General features: G+C 60.1%; 19 protein-coding genes. 11 read left to right on the forward strand and 8 right to left on the reverse strand.

The annotated features are described in order from the left end of the window. Window positions 1-32 precede the first annotated feature (32 nt). Complete coding sequence (locus GLR48_RS04850; protein WP_237059203.1) at window positions 33-698, reverse strand: Tim44/TimA family putative adaptor protein; 666 nt, start codon at window positions 696-698, stop codon at window positions 33-35. A 108-nt stretch (window positions 699-806) separates the two neighbouring features. Here GLR48_RS04850 and GLR48_RS04855 point away from each other — a divergent pair, with 108 nt between their 5' ends. Both GLR48_RS04855 and secB read left to right on the forward strand, forming a co-directional pair. Next, the gene (locus tag GLR48_RS04855; protein ID WP_237059205.1) at window positions 807-1,289 is read left to right on the forward strand and encodes an FxsA family protein; all 483 of its coding nucleotides are present in this window, start codon (window positions 807-809) and stop codon (window positions 1,287-1,289) included. A 55-nt stretch (window positions 1,290-1,344) separates the two neighbouring features. Next, window positions 1,345-1,866, forward strand: coding sequence for a protein-export chaperone SecB (gene secB / locus GLR48_RS04860; RefSeq protein WP_237059207.1), 522 nt, complete (start codon window positions 1,345-1,347; stop codon window positions 1,864-1,866). Here secB and dnaQ read toward each other — a convergent pair. The 4 genes from dnaQ to GLR48_RS04880 are packed head-to-tail and all read right to left on the reverse strand — an operon-like array spanning window position 1,863 to window position 4,567. Then, a complete protein-coding gene (dnaQ, locus tag GLR48_RS04865; RefSeq protein ID WP_237059209.1) occupies window positions 1,863-2,558 on the reverse strand; it encodes a DNA polymerase III subunit epsilon in 696 nt (231 codons plus the stop codon). The two genes, secB and dnaQ, sit on opposite strands and share 4 nt — an antisense overlap. Then, window positions 2,551-3,141 carry a dephospho-CoA kinase gene (gene coaE, locus GLR48_RS04870; RefSeq protein ID WP_237059212.1) on the reverse strand — a complete coding sequence of 197 codons (591 nt, stop codon included), beginning with the start codon at window positions 3,139-3,141 and terminating at the stop codon, window positions 2,551-2,553. Before coaE ends, dnaQ begins: the two co-directional genes overlap by 8 nt. Next, a complete protein-coding gene (locus GLR48_RS04875; RefSeq protein WP_237059214.1) occupies window positions 3,138-3,971 on the reverse strand; it encodes a shikimate dehydrogenase in 834 nt (277 codons plus the stop codon). Before GLR48_RS04875 ends, coaE begins: the two co-directional genes overlap by 4 nt. After that, entirely contained in the window at window positions 3,968-4,567 is a 600-nt protein-coding gene (locus GLR48_RS04880; protein ID WP_237059216.1) for a Maf family protein, read from the reverse strand. Before GLR48_RS04880 ends, GLR48_RS04875 begins: the two co-directional genes overlap by 4 nt. A gap of 404 nt (window positions 4,568-4,971) precedes the next feature. On the opposite strand from GLR48_RS04880, the gene hemJ reads away from it, so the two are divergent. From hemJ to GLR48_RS04915, 7 genes are all read left to right on the forward strand, one after another. Continuing rightward, window positions 4,972-5,418 carry a protoporphyrinogen oxidase HemJ gene (gene hemJ / locus GLR48_RS04885; protein ID WP_237059218.1) on the forward strand — a complete coding sequence of 149 codons (447 nt, stop codon included), beginning with the start codon at window positions 4,972-4,974 and terminating at the stop codon, window positions 5,416-5,418. A gap of 121 nt (window positions 5,419-5,539) precedes the next feature. Further along, a complete protein-coding gene (gene rho, locus GLR48_RS04890) occupies window positions 5,540-6,814 on the forward strand; it encodes a transcription termination factor Rho (protein WP_237059220.1) in 1,275 nt (424 codons plus the stop codon). Window positions 6,815-6,840: 26 nt separating this feature from the next. Next, on the forward strand, window positions 6,841-8,106 hold the full coding sequence (mnmE, locus tag GLR48_RS04895) for a tRNA uridine-5-carboxymethylaminomethyl(34) synthesis GTPase MnmE (RefSeq protein ID WP_237059222.1): 1,266 nt from the start codon (window positions 6,841-6,843) through the stop codon (window positions 8,104-8,106). A gap of 2 nt (window positions 8,107-8,108) precedes the next feature. Further along, entirely contained in the window at window positions 8,109-9,980 is a 1,872-nt protein-coding gene (gene mnmG / locus GLR48_RS04900) for a tRNA uridine-5-carboxymethylaminomethyl(34) synthesis enzyme MnmG (RefSeq protein ID WP_237059224.1), read from the forward strand. Then, window positions 9,977-10,597, forward strand: a complete 621-nt coding sequence (rsmG, locus tag GLR48_RS04905; protein WP_237059226.1) for a 16S rRNA (guanine(527)-N(7))-methyltransferase RsmG — start codon at window positions 9,977-9,979, stop codon at window positions 10,595-10,597. The genes mnmG and rsmG overlap by 4 nt, the downstream gene beginning before the upstream one ends. Next, window positions 10,587-11,405: a ParA family protein gene (locus GLR48_RS04910; RefSeq protein WP_237059228.1), complete on the forward strand. Its 819-nt coding sequence runs from the start codon at window positions 10,587-10,589 to the stop codon at window positions 11,403-11,405. Before rsmG ends, GLR48_RS04910 begins: the two co-directional genes overlap by 11 nt. Continuing rightward, the gene (locus GLR48_RS04915; protein ID WP_237059230.1) at window positions 11,405-12,295 is read left to right on the forward strand and encodes a ParB/RepB/Spo0J family partition protein; all 891 of its coding nucleotides are present in this window, start codon (window positions 11,405-11,407) and stop codon (window positions 12,293-12,295) included. Before GLR48_RS04910 ends, GLR48_RS04915 begins: the two co-directional genes overlap by 1 nt. Here the strand turns inward: GLR48_RS04915 and hemW are convergent. Genes hemW through rph form a run of 3 tightly spaced genes read right to left on the reverse strand, consistent with a single transcriptional unit; the run spans window position 12,292 to window position 14,766 of the window. Beyond that, window positions 12,292-13,461 (reverse strand): radical SAM family heme chaperone HemW, encoded by a 1,170-nt coding sequence (hemW, locus tag GLR48_RS04920; protein ID WP_237059232.1) that lies wholly within the window; start codon window positions 13,459-13,461, stop codon window positions 12,292-12,294. The genes GLR48_RS04915 and hemW overlap by 4 nt on opposite strands. Beyond that, the gene (rdgB, locus tag GLR48_RS04925; protein ID WP_237059234.1) at window positions 13,454-14,062 is read right to left on the reverse strand and encodes an RdgB/HAM1 family non-canonical purine NTP pyrophosphatase; all 609 of its coding nucleotides are present in this window, start codon (window positions 14,060-14,062) and stop codon (window positions 13,454-13,456) included. The genes hemW and rdgB overlap by 8 nt, the downstream gene beginning before the upstream one ends. After that, window positions 14,059-14,766 carry a ribonuclease PH gene (gene rph, locus GLR48_RS04930; protein WP_237059236.1) on the reverse strand — a complete coding sequence of 236 codons (708 nt, stop codon included), beginning with the start codon at window positions 14,764-14,766 and terminating at the stop codon, window positions 14,059-14,061. The genes rdgB and rph overlap by 4 nt, the downstream gene beginning before the upstream one ends. Before the next feature lie 118 nt (window positions 14,767-14,884). On the opposite strand from rph, the gene hrcA reads away from it, so the two are divergent. Both hrcA and GLR48_RS04940 read left to right on the forward strand, forming a co-directional pair. Next, complete coding sequence (gene hrcA / locus GLR48_RS04935) at window positions 14,885-15,949, forward strand: heat-inducible transcriptional repressor HrcA (protein ID WP_237059238.1); 1,065 nt, start codon at window positions 14,885-14,887, stop codon at window positions 15,947-15,949. A 12-nt stretch (window positions 15,950-15,961) separates the two neighbouring features. Next, the gene (locus GLR48_RS04940; RefSeq protein ID WP_442915756.1) at window positions 15,962-16,516 is read left to right on the forward strand and encodes a nucleotide exchange factor GrpE; all 555 of its coding nucleotides are present in this window, start codon (window positions 15,962-15,964) and stop codon (window positions 16,514-16,516) included. Window positions 16,517-16,671: the final 155 nt, after the last annotated feature.

Genomic DNA, 16,671 nt, shown 5'->3' on the forward strand with positions numbered 1-16,671 from the left:
CACAAGAGACGTCCGTACTGCACCGCCGATCATTATTCGCCGGTGGCCACCAGCCGCCAGTTCGGGTCAGTGCTGTCCATCACGCGGGCAAAGGTCCAGACATCCTTTTGCCGTTTGATCGCGTTCGGATCGCCATCGACGATATCGCCGCCGTGGTCGCGCACGACGTAATTCATCTCTCCGGTAAAGCGGACGGTCATCTCGGCTTCTTTTGACTGCGGGTCAAAGGTTGCCTCTTTCAGACCCAGATCGCTGATGCCGACGAAGACCGCGGTGATGGTCAGGCCCTGATCGGCGCGCTGGTGCACGACCTGTTCGAAGGCGTCGTAGACTTCGGGAGAGATGAAATTCTTCACCTCGTCCAGATTGCCATGCTCGAACGCGATCAGGATCATTTCGTAGGCAGAGCGCGCCCCGGTCAGGAACTGGGTCACGTTGAAGGACGGATCGACCCGCTTCATCGCGGCGAGGGCCTGCGCCGTATCGCTGCCTTCGGTCGCGTGATCGGTGATGTCGCGGTCAGGGCCGCCTTCGATCACCTCGAAATCGCGACGACGGGGATCGGCCTTTACGGCTTGGTCGGCGGGGATCTGCGGCTTTTCAAAGCCTTCACGGGTGCCAAGGACTCCCCGCAGCCGCAGGATCAGGAAAATCGCAATTCCTGCAAGGACGAGCAGCTGAATGATGGGTCCGTTCATGTGTTCCTCTTTCCGGGCGGCTGGAAACCGTCAGTTGTCCATCCTATGTAGGGGGCACCCCGGGTCAAGTCCACCTGCACCCCCGGACCCGTGACCAAAGGACCCGATATGCGACTGCTTTTTGCGTTCATCGCCGTGCCATTGATCGAAATCGCCCTGTTCATTCAGGTCGGCGGGCTGATCGGATTGTGGCCGACGTTGCTGATCGTGCTGGTGACGGCGATCCTGGGGTCCTGGTTGGTACGCGCGCAGGGCGCGGTCGAGCTTGGGCGGTTGCGGCAATCGTTTTCGACCCTTCAGGATCCGGCTGAACCCCTGGCGAATGGCGCGATGATCCTGTTTGCCGGCGCGCTGCTGCTGACGCCGGGATTTTTCACCGATGCCTGCGGTTTCGCCCTGCTGATCCCGGCGGTGCGGCGCCGCGCCTTTCTGGCAATCAAATCGCGTGTCCGCTTTACCCAGTTCGAGATGGGTCCGCAGCAGCGGCCCGGTCCGTCCCATCCCGACGATCGCGTGATCGACGGAGAGTTCGAAACACTCGATCCTGACAAGCGCACGACGCACGGCCCCTCTGGCTGGACCCGCCATTGAGCAAGAGCGCCCCACCTGATATGTTCTGCGGCAACGCATTTTGAGGAGATATGAGATGGCCGACAACGAAACCCCGGAAAACAATACGCCTCAGCAGCCCGCCCAGCCGCCGCAGATCACGAACCGCATCATCGCACAGTATGTCCGCGACATGTCGTTCGAGAACATTCTGGCGCAGAAGGGCATCAGCGGCGACGCCACGCCCGATATTCAGGCCCGCGTCGATGTCGATGCCCGCAAGCGCGGCGGCGACGACCAGTTCGAGGTCATCACGAAGCTGAACATCACCAGCAAGACCAGGGAAAAGGGCGAGACCCTGTTCGTGCTGGAAGTCGACTATGCCGGCGTCTTTCAGGTCAGCGGCGTGCCGGAAGAGCAGATGGGGCCATATCTGATGATCGAATGCCCGCGTCTGGTCTTTCCCTACATCCGCAAACTGGTCGCAGATCTGACCCGCGAAGGCGGTTTTCAGTCACTGAACCTGGAGCAGTTCGATTACGTCGCGCTGTATCGCGCCAAGCTGGCCGCCCAGATGGAAGCGCAGAAGAAGATGCAGGAAAACCAGCCGGTCAACTAGGCCAGCTTTTTCCACAGCGCGCCGTCGCCCAGCTTGGCCACAAAGGCGGCATGGGCGGCGGCTTCATCGTCGGTCAGGCGCGGCGGCAGGGGCGTTTCACGCGGGCCGGCGCGCCACGCAGTCGTCGTTCCCGTCGCGTTCGCCTTGGATGCCTGAGTCGATAGGCCGAAATCCGGCTGACGCCCACCGATCAGTTCAAGATAAACCTCTGCCAGAATTTCGCTGTCGAGCAGGGCGCCGTGCAGGGTGCGGGCATCGTTATTGATGCCGAACCGACGGCACAGGGCATCCAGCGAGGCCGGCGAGCCGGGAAACCGCCGCCGCGCGATGGCGAGGGTATCGAGGGCACGGTCCATCGGGATGGCGGGTTTCTTGACCCAGCCCAGTTCCGCGTTGAGGAATTTCATGTCGAAGGCGGCGTTGTGGATCACCAGCTTGGCGTCGCTGCCAATGAAATCGAGGAAATCCTGTGCGATGGCCGCAAAGACCGGCTTGTCACGCAGAAATTCATCGCCCAGACCGTGCACGTCGAACGCGCCCTGCGGCATGGACCGCTGGGGATTGATATACTGGTGATAGGTCCGGCCCGTGGGCATGTGATTGACCAGTTCGACAGCACCAATCTCGACGATACGATCGCCGTCTTCAGGCTCGAATCCAGTGGTTTCAGTGTCGAGAACGATTTCACGCATGATGTTTCCCCGTCAGATCGGAAATCAGGTCTCGCACGGCCTGCCGGGTGCCGTCCAGTGTCAGCGTCTCGATCACCACATCGGCGCGTGCCCTTTTTTCCGCATCCGGCATCTGGCGAGAGAGGATGAGATCGAAGGTCTCTTGCGTCATGCCGGGGCGGGCAAGGACGCGGGCTGATTGCAGATCCGGGGGCGCGCTGACCACAAGAATCGTATCCAGCCATTCATCCGCGCCGGTTTCAAAGAGAAGCGGAATGTCGAGCACGATCAGACCGCCGGCGTGCGCTGTGATGAAAGCATCGCGGTCGGCCTTGACCAAGGGATGCACGATGTCTTCCAGCGTCTTCAAGGCAGCAGGATCGGCACGCAGGATCGCCGTAAGGGCAGGGCGGGACACCGCGCCATCGGTGATCGCCGTCGGAAAGGCAGCGGCCAAAGGTGCAACCGCAGCGCCCCCGGCGCCATAAAGGCGATGAACCACCGCATCGGCGTCCCAGACCGGCACACCCATTTCGTGAAACATGGTGGCAGTGGTGCTTTTGCCCATCCCGATCGAGCCGGTCAGCCCCAGCAGATGGGTCATGCCAGCACGGCGGCCCGCAGGGCGTCGTCCACCTCTGGCCGGCGACCGAACCAGCGTTCAAACCCCGGAACGCCCTGGTGCAGCAGCATGCCCAGACCGTCGACGGTCACGCAGCCCATCGCGGCCGCATGCTGCAGCAGATCGGTGCGCAGGGGGTTGTAGACGATATCCGTCACGATCGTGCCGGGTTGCAGACCGTCGAGCGGGATCCGCAGCTCTGGCTGGCCAGTCATGCCGAGCGACGTGGTATTGATGACGAGTGCCGCATCCTTCAGCACGGTGCCGGCCTGCACCCAGTCGACGACGACGATGCGCTGGCCGAATTCGGATTTCAGCGCCTCGGACTTGGCGCGCGTGCGATTGGCCAGCAGGATCTGTGGCACGCCGGCATCCGCCAAGGCGACGATGATCGCGCGCGCGGCACCCCCGGCGCCGAGGATGACGGCTGGGCCATCCTTTGGATCCCAAGTGGGCGCGCCGTGGCGCAGGTTCGCCATGAATCCGTAACCATCTGTGTTATCAGCATGAATCTTTCCATCTTCACGAAAGATCAATGTGTTTGCCGCCCCGATCAGCGTCGCCCGATCCGAGACATGATCGACGAATTTCAGCACGGCCGTCTTATGCGGGATCGTCACGTTCGCCCCGACGAACCCCATGCGGGGAAGAGTGCGAACGACATCCTCCAGATCCTGCGAAGCGACATGCAGGGGCACATAGTCGCCGCGCAACGCGTAGCGGCGCAGCCAGTGGCGGTGCATCAGCGGTGAACGGGATTGGCCAATCGGGTTACCGATCACACCGGCGAGGGGAATGTCTGGACGTGTCATGCGGGCAATGTTCCGCGCAACGTCAGATATGACAAGAGCTCCAAAAGCGGGAGACCGAGGATATTGAAATAATCCCCCTCGATGCGGTGAAAGAGCCGCACACCCTCTGCCTCGATCTGGTAGGCGCCGACGCAATGACGAATCTCGTCCCAGTTCCGCGCGACGTAATCGGCAATGTAGGTGTCACTGACCTCTCGCATGTGGAGCCGCACGACGCCGACATGACGCCACTGTGGCTGACCGCCGGCATAAATGACAGCCGCGGACAGCAGGGTATGGCTGCGCCCGCGCAGGGCGGTCAGCTGAGAGATGGCCGCCTGCGGTGTGTCCGGTTTTGACAGCAGGTCTTGCCCCAACGCCAGAACCTGATCGCAGCCGATCACCAGCGCCTGAGGGTCCCGCGCGGATACCTTTTTGGACTTCAGTTCGGCCAGCGTGTCGGCGATGTCGCGGGGCGAGGCATCCTCGGCACGTAATGCGTCGCGCACGGCGTCTTCGTCGATCCGTGCGCGTTGCGTTCGGAACGTGACACCAGCGTTACGCAACAATGTCGCGCGGATCGCTGATCCACTGGCCAGGATCAGGTCGTCAGTCATGTGGATAACCCATCGGAAAAGCGGTGGTCGGAACTGGTCCAGATGTGTGACATGCGGCACCTCATGGCAAGCCGACCCTGTGGCGTGGGATAAGATTCATGAAGATGAACAGTTCCTCAACATGGGGACGGGACAAGTACCGGCTGTGCACAAGTGTCGCATCATACGCGAGTCAAGTCTTAACGAGAGATAAATTCTTCGCAGATAATTCCATAAGTATATGATTTAAATACATATATTAAGATGGCTAGAGACCCCGCCGACCCTTGATCCCGGCGTTTTCTGTGGACAAATCTGCGTATGAAATTTTGATCCACAGATTCTGGCCACCCCTAATACATCATCATCTTTCTTTTCTATCTTTATTCTTTAAGGAGACCTGACAGGCTGACGGGGATAACACGATGAGCTGGCTGATCGGATACTACGACTGGATCAAGGCGCTGCACGTCATGGCGGTGATTGCCTGGATGGCCGGGCTGTTTTATCTGCCGCGTCTGTTTGTCTATCACGCTGAACGCGCGACGATTGGGTCGGAACTGGACCGTACGTTTCAAATCATGGAAGACAAACTTCTGCGCCTGATCATGCGACCGGCAATGATCACCGCATGGATCTGCGGTCTGCTGATGATCGCCATGGGTGGTCTTGATTTTGGTGCGGTCTGGGGCTGGGCCAAACTGATCGCCGTGATCGCCATGACGGGTGCCCATGCCTGGATGGCGGCCCGGCTGAAGGACTTTGCCGCCGGGCGCAACACGCGGTCCGGTCGCAGTTATCGCCTGGCGAACGAGGTGCCGACGGTTCTGATGATCGTGGCCGTGGTCGCCGTGATCGTGAAGCCGTTCTGAGACGCGTTGACTTTGCACGGTTCTGCGGCTAACGCTTTGCAGCGCAGCCCGTCCGGGCAATCCTGCGCTTCCCCGATCTGACCCTTTTGATGCGCCCGTCGTGGCGTCTGGAATTTGCCACATGTCCGAACACCGTCTGAACCTTGCCGATCTGAAGGCCCAAAGCCCCAAGGATCTGCTGTCCATGGCCGAAGAGCTTGAAATCGAAAACGCCTCGACCATGCGGAAGGGCGACATGATGTTCGCCATTCTGCGCGAACGGGCCGACGAGGAATGGCTGATCGGCGGCGACGGCGTTCTGGAAGTGCTGCAGGACGGGTTTGGTTTCCTGCGGTCGCCGGAGGCCAACTATCTGCCGGGTCCCGATGACATCTATGTCTCGCCCGACATGATCCGCCAGTATTCGTTGTCGACCGGCGATACGGTCGAGGGGACCATGAAGGAACCCAACGACAGCGAACGCTATTTCGCGCTGAAGACGGTTGAGAAGATCAATTTCGAGGATCCGGAGAAGACCAAACACAAGGTTGCCTTCGAAAACCTGACGCCGCTTTACCCTGACGAGCGGCTGAAGATGGAAGTCGATGCCGAGCATGACAAAAAGGATCGGTCCGCCCGGATCATCGATCTGGTGTCGCCGATCGGCAAGGGCCAGCGATCGCTGATCGTCGCACCGCCTCGGACCGGCAAGACGGTCCTGTTGCAGAATATCGCGCATTCGATCGAGAAAAATCACCCCGAGATTTATCTGATCGTGCTGCTGATCGACGAACGGCCCGAAGAAGTCACGGACATGCAGCGCAGTGTGAAGGGGGAGGTCGTGTCCTCGACCTTCGACGAACCCGCCTCGCGCCACGTTGCCGTGTCGGAAATGGTGATCGAAAAAGCCAAGCGTCTGGTAGAGCACAAGCGCGACGTCGTGATCCTGCTGGATTCGATCACACGCCTTGGCCGCGCGTTCAACACGACGGTGCCGTCGTCTGGCAAGGTGCTGACCGGTGGTGTGGACGCGAATGCGCTACAGCGGCCCAAGCGTTTCTTTGGTGCGGCACGGAATATCGAAGAGGGTGGATCCCTGACCATCATCGCAACTGCGCTGATCGATACCGGTTCGCGGATGGACGAGGTGATTTTCGAGGAATTCAAGGGTACCGGCAACTCCGAGATCGTGCTGGATCGCAAGGTCGCGGACAAGCGTGTGTTCCCGGCCATGGACATTCTGAAATCTGGCACCCGGAAAGAAGAACTGCTGGTGGACAAGAGCGATCTGGCGAAGACCTATGTGCTGCGACGGATTTTGAATCCGATGGGCACCACGGACGCGATCGAATTCCTGATCGGCAAGTTGAAGCAAACCAAAACGAATGCCGACTTCTTTGATTCGATGAACACCTGATTATAATTCATTATCAATAGGTTATCATGGATACGATCTATGCACTCGCCTCGGCTCCTGGCCGGGCGGGTGTTTCCGTTTTAAGGCTGTCGGGTCCTGATGCGGTTTCAATCGCCGGTGGATTGATGACGGATGTGCCGGACCAGCGCGGCTTGCGGCGGCTGCGGGATGGGAATGGCATGATGCTGGACGACGCACTCGTCCTGAATTTTGCAAAAGGGCATAGCTTTACGGGCGAAAGCGTCATTGAGCTTCACCTGCATGGAAGCGTCGCCATCGTATCTGCAGTAACGACCTACCTTGCTGCGTTGGGTGCGCGTCAAGCTGAGGCAGGCGAGTTCACCCGCCGGGCGCTTGATAACGGACGCCTCGACCTGGCCCAGGTCGAAGGGCTGGCGGATCTGATTGACGCCGAAACGGAAGCCCAACGAAAGCAGGCCATACAGATCTTCAGCGGTGCGCTGGGTCGCTTGGCGGATCAGTGGCGGAGCGACCTGATCCGTGCGGCTGCATTGGTCGAGGCGACGATTGATTTCGTCGATGAAGACGTCCCCGTTGATGTCTATCCGGAAGTCAGTCAGCTGCTGGACATCACTAAGAGTGGTCTGAATACGCAAATCTCTGGCGCACAAGCCGCCGAGCGGATCAAGACCGGATTCGAGGTGGCCATCGTGGGCCGGCCAAATGTGGGGAAGTCGACATTGCTCAATCGTTTGGCAGGTCGTGCGGCTGCGATCACGTCTGACGTGGCGGGTACGACGCGAGACGTCATCGAAGTGCGGATGGATTTGGGAGGTTTGCCTGTGACGCTGCTCGACACGGCGGGGATTCGTGAGACCGCCGACAAGGTGGAGCAGCTTGGCGTTTCCTTGGCAAAAACACGGGCGTTGGCTGCGGATTGCCGTATTTTCCTGATTGAAGACGGCGAAGCACCGCCGTTTGAACCAGAGGTGGACGACCTGATTCTGGTGGCCAAAGCAGATCAGACAGGCGTTGGTGTGTCAGGTCTGACAGGGCAGGGCGTCGATCAAATGATCAGCGACGTGACACGCATCCTGTCACGCCGGGCGGCGGGGGCTGGCCTGGCGATCCGGGAACGTCACCGTGTGGCGATGCAGCAAGCCGTGGACGCGATTGGTGAGGCGTGTGCTTTGATGAACACACAAGGTCCTGCAGATTTGATTGCCGAAGATATCCGGAGCGCGACGCGTGCGGTTGACATGATTGTCGGGCGGGTAGATGTAGAGGACCTTCTGGACGAGATCTTTCGCAGCTTTTGCATCGGGAAATAGCAATGTTTCACGTGAAACAATTCGACGTCGTTGTGGTCGGTGGCGGGCACGCCGGCTGTGAGGCCGCGCTGGCGGCTGCGCGATCGGGTGCGCAGACAGCCCTTGTGACGCTGGACCCAAGTGCAATTGGAGTCATGTCTTGTAATCCAGCCATTGGTGGTCTGGGTAAAGGCCATCTCGTGCGGGAAATAGACGCCCTTGGCGGTGCCATGGGGCTGGTTGCGGATCAGTCCGGTATACAGTTTCGGCTGTTGAATCGTACAAAAGGGCCGGCAGTGCAGGGGCCACGGACCCAGTCCGACCGTGCGCTTTATCGCGATGCAATGCAGGTCGTTTTGCGCGACCAACCCGGCCTGACCATCGTCGCCGCTGAAGTCGTCGATTTCGGTATTGAAAGTGATCGGATTACCAGCGTCACGCTGGCGGATGGGACTGAGCTGGCCACCCGGTCGCTGGTGCTGACCACCGGGACATTTTTGCGCGGCGTCATTCATATCGGCGATCAGCGGCATTCTGGCGGACGCATGGGCGATCGTGCATCGGTCCGTATGGCTGAACGGTTGGATGATTTTGGTCTGCAGATGGGGCGTTTAAAGACCGGTACGCCGCCGCGTCTGGATGGCCGCACGATCCGCTGGGATGTCTTGGATCGCCAATTGGGCGACGCAGACCCATCATTGTTTTCGTTTTTATCGTCGAAGGTGACAACGCCGCAAATTGCGTGCGGCATCACCGCAACAAATACTGAAACGCATGACATCGTTCGGGCGAACCTCGGTCGGTCGGCGATGTACGGTGGTCACATCGAAGGGGTTGGGCCCCGCTATTGTCCTTCGATCGAGGACAAGATTACGCGATTTGCCGATAAGGAGTCGCACCAAGTCTTTCTTGAGCCTGAAGGTTTGACGACGGATACAGTGTATCCCAATGGCATCTCCACGTCGCTGCCGGCAGATGTTCAGGCGGCCTACGTGCACTCCATCCTCGGTCTGGAGGAAGCCGTTATTCTTCAGCCGGGCTATGCGATCGAATATGATTATGTGGATCCCCGAAATCTGCTTCCGTCGTTGGAACTGAAATCCTGCAAAGGCCTGTATCTGGCTGGTCAGATCAATGGGACAACGGGATATGAAGAGGCTGCGGCACAGGGATTGGTCGCCGGGCTCAATGCATCCCGGAGCGCGCGCCACCTTGATCCTGCTCATTTTGGTCGCGCAAACTCCTACATCGGTGTGATGCTGGATGATCTGACAACGCGTGGCGTGACGGAACCGTACCGCATGTTCACGTCAAGGGCAGAGTTCCGGCTGGCCTTGCGGGCCGATAACGCCGATCAACGACTGACACCGGTGGGACGGGATCTGGATCTTGTCGACGACACCCGCTGGGCTGCTTTCTCAGACAAACTCGATAAGATTTCCGTTGCGCGGCAACGTCTTGAAGACTGCGCGATTTCGGGATCCGATCTGGCCGACTCGGGTGTGAATATCAATCGAGATAGCCCGCGCCGCTCTGCGCTTGGGGCATTGTCCTTGGCGGATTTTGATTTTGAAAAGCTGGTGGCTGCTATTCCTGAACTGGGCGATATTGATCCGGCTGTCGGCACGCAGATCCGAAATGATGCGTTATATGCGCATTATATCAAGCGTCAGCAACGCGACGTTGATGCGTTGCAACGTGATGAAGCGGTCCTCATTCCGCCGTCCTTTGACTACGATTCACTTTCGGGCTTGTCTAACGAACTGAAAGCAAAAGCAAAGCGGTTGCAGCCAGGCTCGATGGCGCAGCTGGCCTCTATCGAAGGAATGACACCTGCGGCAAGTCTTTTGATCCTGTCAGCCTTGCGTCGGCACGGCTTGGATCGGGCCGTATGATCGATCAGGCTTCATTCTCGTTGGATGTTTCACGTGAAACGTTCGACGATCTCGTAGAATTCCAAAATCTGCTGCTGCAGTGGACAAAAACAATCAATCTGATCGCGCCATCAACAAAGGCCGATTGTTGGAATCGTCATGTCCTCGACTCTGCGCAGCTTTTTCATTACATCCCCGCAAGTGCGTCCCATTTGATCGACATTGGCAGCGGTGGCGGCTTGCCGGCTTTGGTGCTTGCCGTCATGGCCAAAAAGAGCCGCCCGGACCTGAGATTTACCTTGATTGAGAGTGATCAGCGCAAAGCTGTATTCCTTCGGACCGTCAGCCAGCAACTGAAGCTGGCGGTAACGGTCAAGGCGGTCAGGCTTGAAGATGCGGACGTTCCAAAGGCGGATGTGGTTACGGCGCGCGCGCTCGCACCGCTTGTTCGGCTTTTGGAATTTGCGGATCAGCTGATGCAGCCCGAAGGCACCGCAGTTTTTCAAAAAGGACAGGCCTTTAAACAGGAATTGGACACAGCGCGCGCGAGCTGGCACTTTGATGCCACTGCGCACGTCAGCCGCACCAATCCCGATGCCCGCATTCTCGAAATCAAGGATATCCGTCGTGTCCAATAATGAGCGATTTCAGTCCACCAAAATCTTGGCGATCGCCAACCAGAAAGGCGGCGTTGGTAAGACGACGACAACGATAAATCTCGGCGCCGCCTTGGCGGAGCAGGGGCAGAACGTTTTGCTGATTGATCTTGATCCGCAGGGCAATGCCTCCACGGGCCTCGGAATTGGGCCGGACATGCGCGAGACGACGACCTATGACTTTCTTGTCGGCGACGCCTCACCCGCAGAGGCCATCCAAAGAACGGATGTGCCAAACCTGTCCATCATTCCGGCGACAACCGATCTCAGCTCCGCTGATATCGAATTGATTTCAAACGAGAAGCGGTCATACCTGCTGCATGATGCGTTGCGGCAGCTTCCGATGGACACCTATGGTTTCGATTACATTCTCATCGATTGTCCGCCATCTCTCAATATTCTGACCGTTAATGCAATGGTGGCGGCCCACGCGGTCGTCGTTCCGCTGCAAAGCGAATTTTTCGCCCTTGAGGGTCTGTCGCAACTGATGCTTACCATTCGTGATGTACGGCAGACGGCGAACAGGTCATTGCGCATCGCGGGTGTCGTCCTGACAATGTATGACCGACGCAATAACCTGTCACAGCAGGTCGAGGCCGATGCGCGCGAGAACTTGGGGAGTCTTGTCTTCACCACAGTCATTCCGCGCAATGTCCGGCTGAGCGAGGCACCATCCTACGCCATGCCGGCCTTGACCTATGATACGCAGTCGGCCGGCAGCCAAGCCTATCGCAGTCTGGCCCTCGAATTGATGGCCAAAGATAACGTCACCTTGCAAAGGGTCAGCTAATGGCAATGACACCGAAAAGCCGGGGCTTGGGCCGCGGTCTCTCCGCACTTATGGCAGATGTAGCGGTCGATCAGCCTGATACGACTACATCTGCTCCTCGTCGTCCTGATTTGACTGTCCCCGTAGAGCGCATTCGGCCGAATCCGGATCAGCCACGGCGGACATTCGATCCGGACGCCCTGTCTGATCTTGCGGATTCGATCCGTGAAAAAGGTGTCATCCAGCCGCTGATTGTCCGCATTGCGCCCGAAAACGCGGAAATCTACGAGATCGTCGCGGGCGAGCGTCGCTGGCGCGCGGCACAGATGGCGCAACTTCACGAATTGCCTGTGCTGGTGCGGGACTTCAATGACACCGAAGTCCTTGAAATTGCGATCATCGAGAACATTCAACGGGCGGATCTCAACCCCGTGGACGAGGCGGCTGGCTACCGGCAGCTCATGGACAGGTTCGGCCACACGCAGGACCAGCTGGCCACCGCGCTTGGTAAAAGCCGCAGTCATATCGCCAACCAGATGCGATTGCTGCAACTGCCGGAAGATGTTCTCGATTGGTTGTCAGAGGGTAAGCTGACGGCCGGTCATGCCCGCACCCTGGTGGGCCATCCCGATGCAAAGACGTTGGCCCAACAGATCATCGGAAAGCAGATGTCCGTCCGCGAGGCGGAGCGCCTGACAAAGAAGGGCCCCGCAGCAGGTCGCAGCCAGTCGCAATCCCGCAGCCGCACCAAGGATCCCGACACCATCATGTTGGAACGCGAGTTGACCGCAGCCCTGAAGATGGGTGTGACGATCGATCATGCGGCAGGGCAGGAGGGTGGCAAGTTGACGATCACCTATAAAACGCTGGCGCAACTTGATGACCTGATGCGTCAGCTGACCGGCGACTAGTCCGCTAGAAGGGTCCGCAGGACTCCGTTCAGGACCGGTCGCCCGGCATCCGTGACCCGCAACCGTTCGGAATCCGGGGCAATCAGTCCCATATCGACCAAGGCGGCAACCTGCGCCGCCTCTGGATCGAAACCCGCAGCCCGCAACCGCGCCTTTGACAATCCGTCGCGCAGGCGCAGGCCCATCAGCAACATCTCGGTCAGGTGATCGCTGGGCGAGATGATCTCGCGCTCCATCTCGCCACGTCCCGTGCGTTCGACCTGTGCCAGCCAGGGCATAGGGGCGAGCGGCGTGCTGGTGCCCCAGCGCGCGCCCTCCAGCGTCAACCGTCCCTGCGCGCCGGGGCCGATGCCGATATAATCACCGGACTGCCAGTAGATGCGGTTATGCAGGCTTTCTGCACCCGGCCGCGCGTGGTTCGAAATTTCGTAGCCGCCGAAGCCTGCCCGCGCACAGATCTCCTGCGTCGCAAGATACAGATCGGCGCCCAGATCCTCGTCCGGCAAGCCACGCAATTGACCAAGGGCCGCCCGGGCACCAAAGACGGTGCCGTCCTCGACGGTCAGTTGATACAGGGACAGGTGATCCACCGCCATCGACAGGGCGCGGGACAGCTCTGCCGTCCAGTTCGTCAGCGTCTGATCCTGACGCGCGTAGATGAGGTCAAAGCTGACCCTTTCAAAGGTCTCACGCGCAATATCGAAAGCAGTCATCGCCTCTGCCGTTGTGTGCATGCGTCCCAGCCGCCGCAGATCAGCGTCGTTCAGGGCCTGAACGCCCAAAGAGACCCTGTTGACACCTGCATCGCGATAGCCGGCGAAGCGTCCCGCCTCGACCGACGTCGGATTTGCTTCCAGCGTGATTTCCGCGTCGTTGGCCATCGGCCAGGTGGCGCGGATCCGGCGCAGGATGGCGTCCACCAGATCCGGCGACATCATGCTCGGCGTGCCGCCACCGAAAAAGACCGATTGCAGGACACGACCTTCCGTCTCCGCCCCCAGCCTGTCGATCTCGCTCAGATAGGCGGCTTGCCAGCGCGCTTCGTCGATCTGCGCCACGACATGAGAGTTGAAGTCGCAATATGGGCATTTGGCCTTGCAGAAGGGCCAGTGCAGATACAGACCGAACCCGCCCTTCCGCCAATCCTCGCGCGTGACCTCAGGCAAAACAGCCTGCCACGAGTTTGGCAAAGGCGTCGGCGCGATGGCTGATCCGGTTCTTTTCCCAGCGGTCCATTTCGCCGAATGTCTGCGTGTGGCCGTCGGGTTGAAAGATCGGATCGTAGCCATGGCCCTGATTGCCACGTCCGGGCCAGACGATCTGGCCCGGCATGACGCCGGCAAAGACCTCGTCATGCCCGTCGGGCCATGCGAGGACCAGCGTGCAGCAGAACCGCGCGGTGCGGGGGAAGGGGGCGTTGACCGCCTCCAGCTCTGTCCAGGCGCGTTCCATGGCCATGCCAAAATCGCGGCCCTGTGGCGTTTCGGCCCAGTCCGCGGTCCGCACGCCCGGTGCGCCGCCCAATCCGTCGATCTCGATCCCGCTGTCATCTGCCAGCGCCGGCAGGCCCGTGGCCTGTGCTGCCGCTTGTGCCTTGATCCGCGCATTCCCGGCGAAACTGGTTTCGGTCTCCTCCGGCTCCGGCAGGCCGTGATCGACGTTGGCGCTCAGCTTCACGCCGAAGGGCTGCAGCAAATCAGCGATCTCCTCCAGCTTGCCGCGATTGTGCGTCGCGATGACAAGGTCCGTGCCATCGAACCGCCTCATGCAACAGCCTCCATCTGAACGCGGTTCAGGTCGGTGATGCCGGCTGCGGCCAGATCCAGCAGCTTGTCCATCTGTGCCCGCGTGAACGTGGCACCCTCGGCCGACATCTGCACCTCGACCAGCTTGCCACCGGTCATGATGAAGTTTCCGTCGACACCTGCCTCGCTGTCCTCGGGATAATCAAGGTCCAGCACCTCTTGACCCGCGTAGATGCCGCAGGAAATCGCGGCGACCGGATCGACCAGCGGGTCGCTGATGACGATCCCCGCTTTCATCAGCTTGTTCACCGCCAGCTTCAGCGCGACCCAGCCACCGGTGATAGAGGCGCAGCGCGTGCCGCCGTCCGCCTGAATGACATCGCAATCGACGGTGATCTGCCGCTCTCCCAGCGCCACACGGTCGACACCGGCCCGCAGGCTGCGTCCGATCAACCGCTGGATTTCCTGTGTCCGCCCGCTCTGCCCGTTCTTCGCCTCGCGCCGCATGCGGCTGTGCGTGGCGCGCGGCAGCATGCCGTATTCCGCCGTGACCCAGCCCAGACCGGAATTTTTCAGAAAGGGCGGCACACGCTCGTCGATGCTTGCGGTGCACAGGACATGGGTGTCGCCCATGCGGATCAGGCAGGACCCTTCCGCATGACGCGTCACGCCCGTTTCGATGCTGCAGTCACGCATTTGGTCGGTCTTGCGGCCTGATGGGCGCATGAGAATGATCCTTTCAAGGTTGCGTTCGTCGGATACGCCGCCCATCCTCGAAATCCAAGCCCGATTGACGCCACGCACCCAAAGGCGTTAATGATGCAACCCCGCAGACCGGACTCCGATGCCAGACCGCACACCCAGGATCGACGACATGAACGCCCGCTCGCGCGAGGTGTTTCGCCGTATCGTCGAAGGTTATCTGGAAACCGGCAGTCCGGTCGGCAGCCGGACCCTGACACGCACCATGACGGAACAGGTCAGCGCCGCCACCATCCGCAACGTGATGAACGATCTGGAATACCTTGGCCTGCTGGGCAGCCCTCACGTCAGCGCGGGCCGCGTGCCGACCCAGATCGGGCTGCGCATGTTCGTCGATGGCCTGCTGGAGGTCGGTGATCTGTCCGGAGAGGACCGCAACCGGATCGACCAGACGCTGGGCGACAGTGACGACGATGTCACGACCATGCTGGACCGCGTCGGGTCCGCCCTGTCGGGCGTGACACAGGTCGCCAGCCTCGTGCTGACGCCTAAGCACGAGGCGCCGATCCGGCATATCGAATTCGTTTCGCTCTCCGCCACGCGCGCACTGGTCGTGCTTGTCTTTGCCGACGGTCACGTGGAAAACCGCATCTTCACGCCGCCGCTGGGCCAGACGCCTTCCTCCATGCGAGAGGCGGCGAATTTCCTGAACGCCATCGCCGAGGGGCAGACCCTGTCCACCCTCGGCGCCGTCATCGCGCGCGAGATCAAGTCCCGCCGGCAGGAAATCGACACCCTCGCGGCTGAACTGGTCCAGTCCGGTGCCGTCCTTTGGGAAAACGAAGGCGAACAGAACGAACGCCTGATCGTACGCGGCAGCAGCCACCTGCTGTCGGACGCGGATCAGGCGGGCGATATCGACCGCATCCGCAGCCTTTTCGACGACCTCGAACGCAAGCGCGATATCGCTGAATTCCTTGAGCTGGCCGAGGATGGCGACGGGGTGCGCATTTTTATCGGCTCGGAAAACAAACTTTTCTCACTTTCGGGTTCCTCTCTGGTGGTTTCTCCTTATATGAACGCCGACCGTAAGATCATCGGCGCCGTGGGCGTCATTGGTCCGACACGACTGAATTATGGGCGGATCGTGCCCATCGTGAATTACACCGCACAGCGGGTCGGCAAGATGATCGCCGACCGCACCTGACAGGAAGTGACCATGTCCGACGAGAACAACGAACCGATGAGCCTTGACGATATGGCGGCCGAAGGCGACGCCATGGATGCGGCAGGCGAAGACGTTCTGGCCCGTATCGCGACCATCGAGGCCGAGCGTGACGACATGCGCGACAAGTTCATGCGCGCGTTGGCCGATGCAGAGAACACGCGCAAGCGCGCCGACCGCGACCGCAAGGAGGCCGAGAACTACGGCAGTTCCCGCATGTCTCGTGACCTGCTGCCGGTCTACGACAACCTGCGCCGCGCGCTGCAGTCCGCAGAGGAGGCCGAGAAGGCCGTCAACGCGGCCCTGTTGGAAGGCGTCGAATTGACGATGCGAGAGTTGATCTCTGTCTTCAAGAAGCACGGGATCGACCCCATCGTTCCCGAGGTCGGCGACAAGTTCGATCCCAACGTGCATCAGGCGATGTTCGAAGCACCGGTGCCGGGCACCAAGTCCGGCCATATCATCCAGGTTTCGACCGAAGGTTTCATGTTGCACGATCGGCTCTTACGCCCGGCGCAGGTCGGCGTGTCGTCAATGCCCGCAAGCTGACGGCTTGCGGCGGAACCCAGGGACCAACCGGGGGCCTGCCTGCCGGAGCCTTAAGGGATTGAGCAAGACTAGGACGAATGCCGATCACGGTCTGGCAGGCGCCCTGTGCGTCACATCAGAACGATTGCAATTCACATAGCGCGCCCGCGATCACG

This window comes from Loktanella sp. M215 (genome assembly GCF_021735925.1).
Taxonomy (GTDB): domain Bacteria; phylum Pseudomonadota; class Alphaproteobacteria; order Rhodobacterales; family Rhodobacteraceae; genus Loktanella.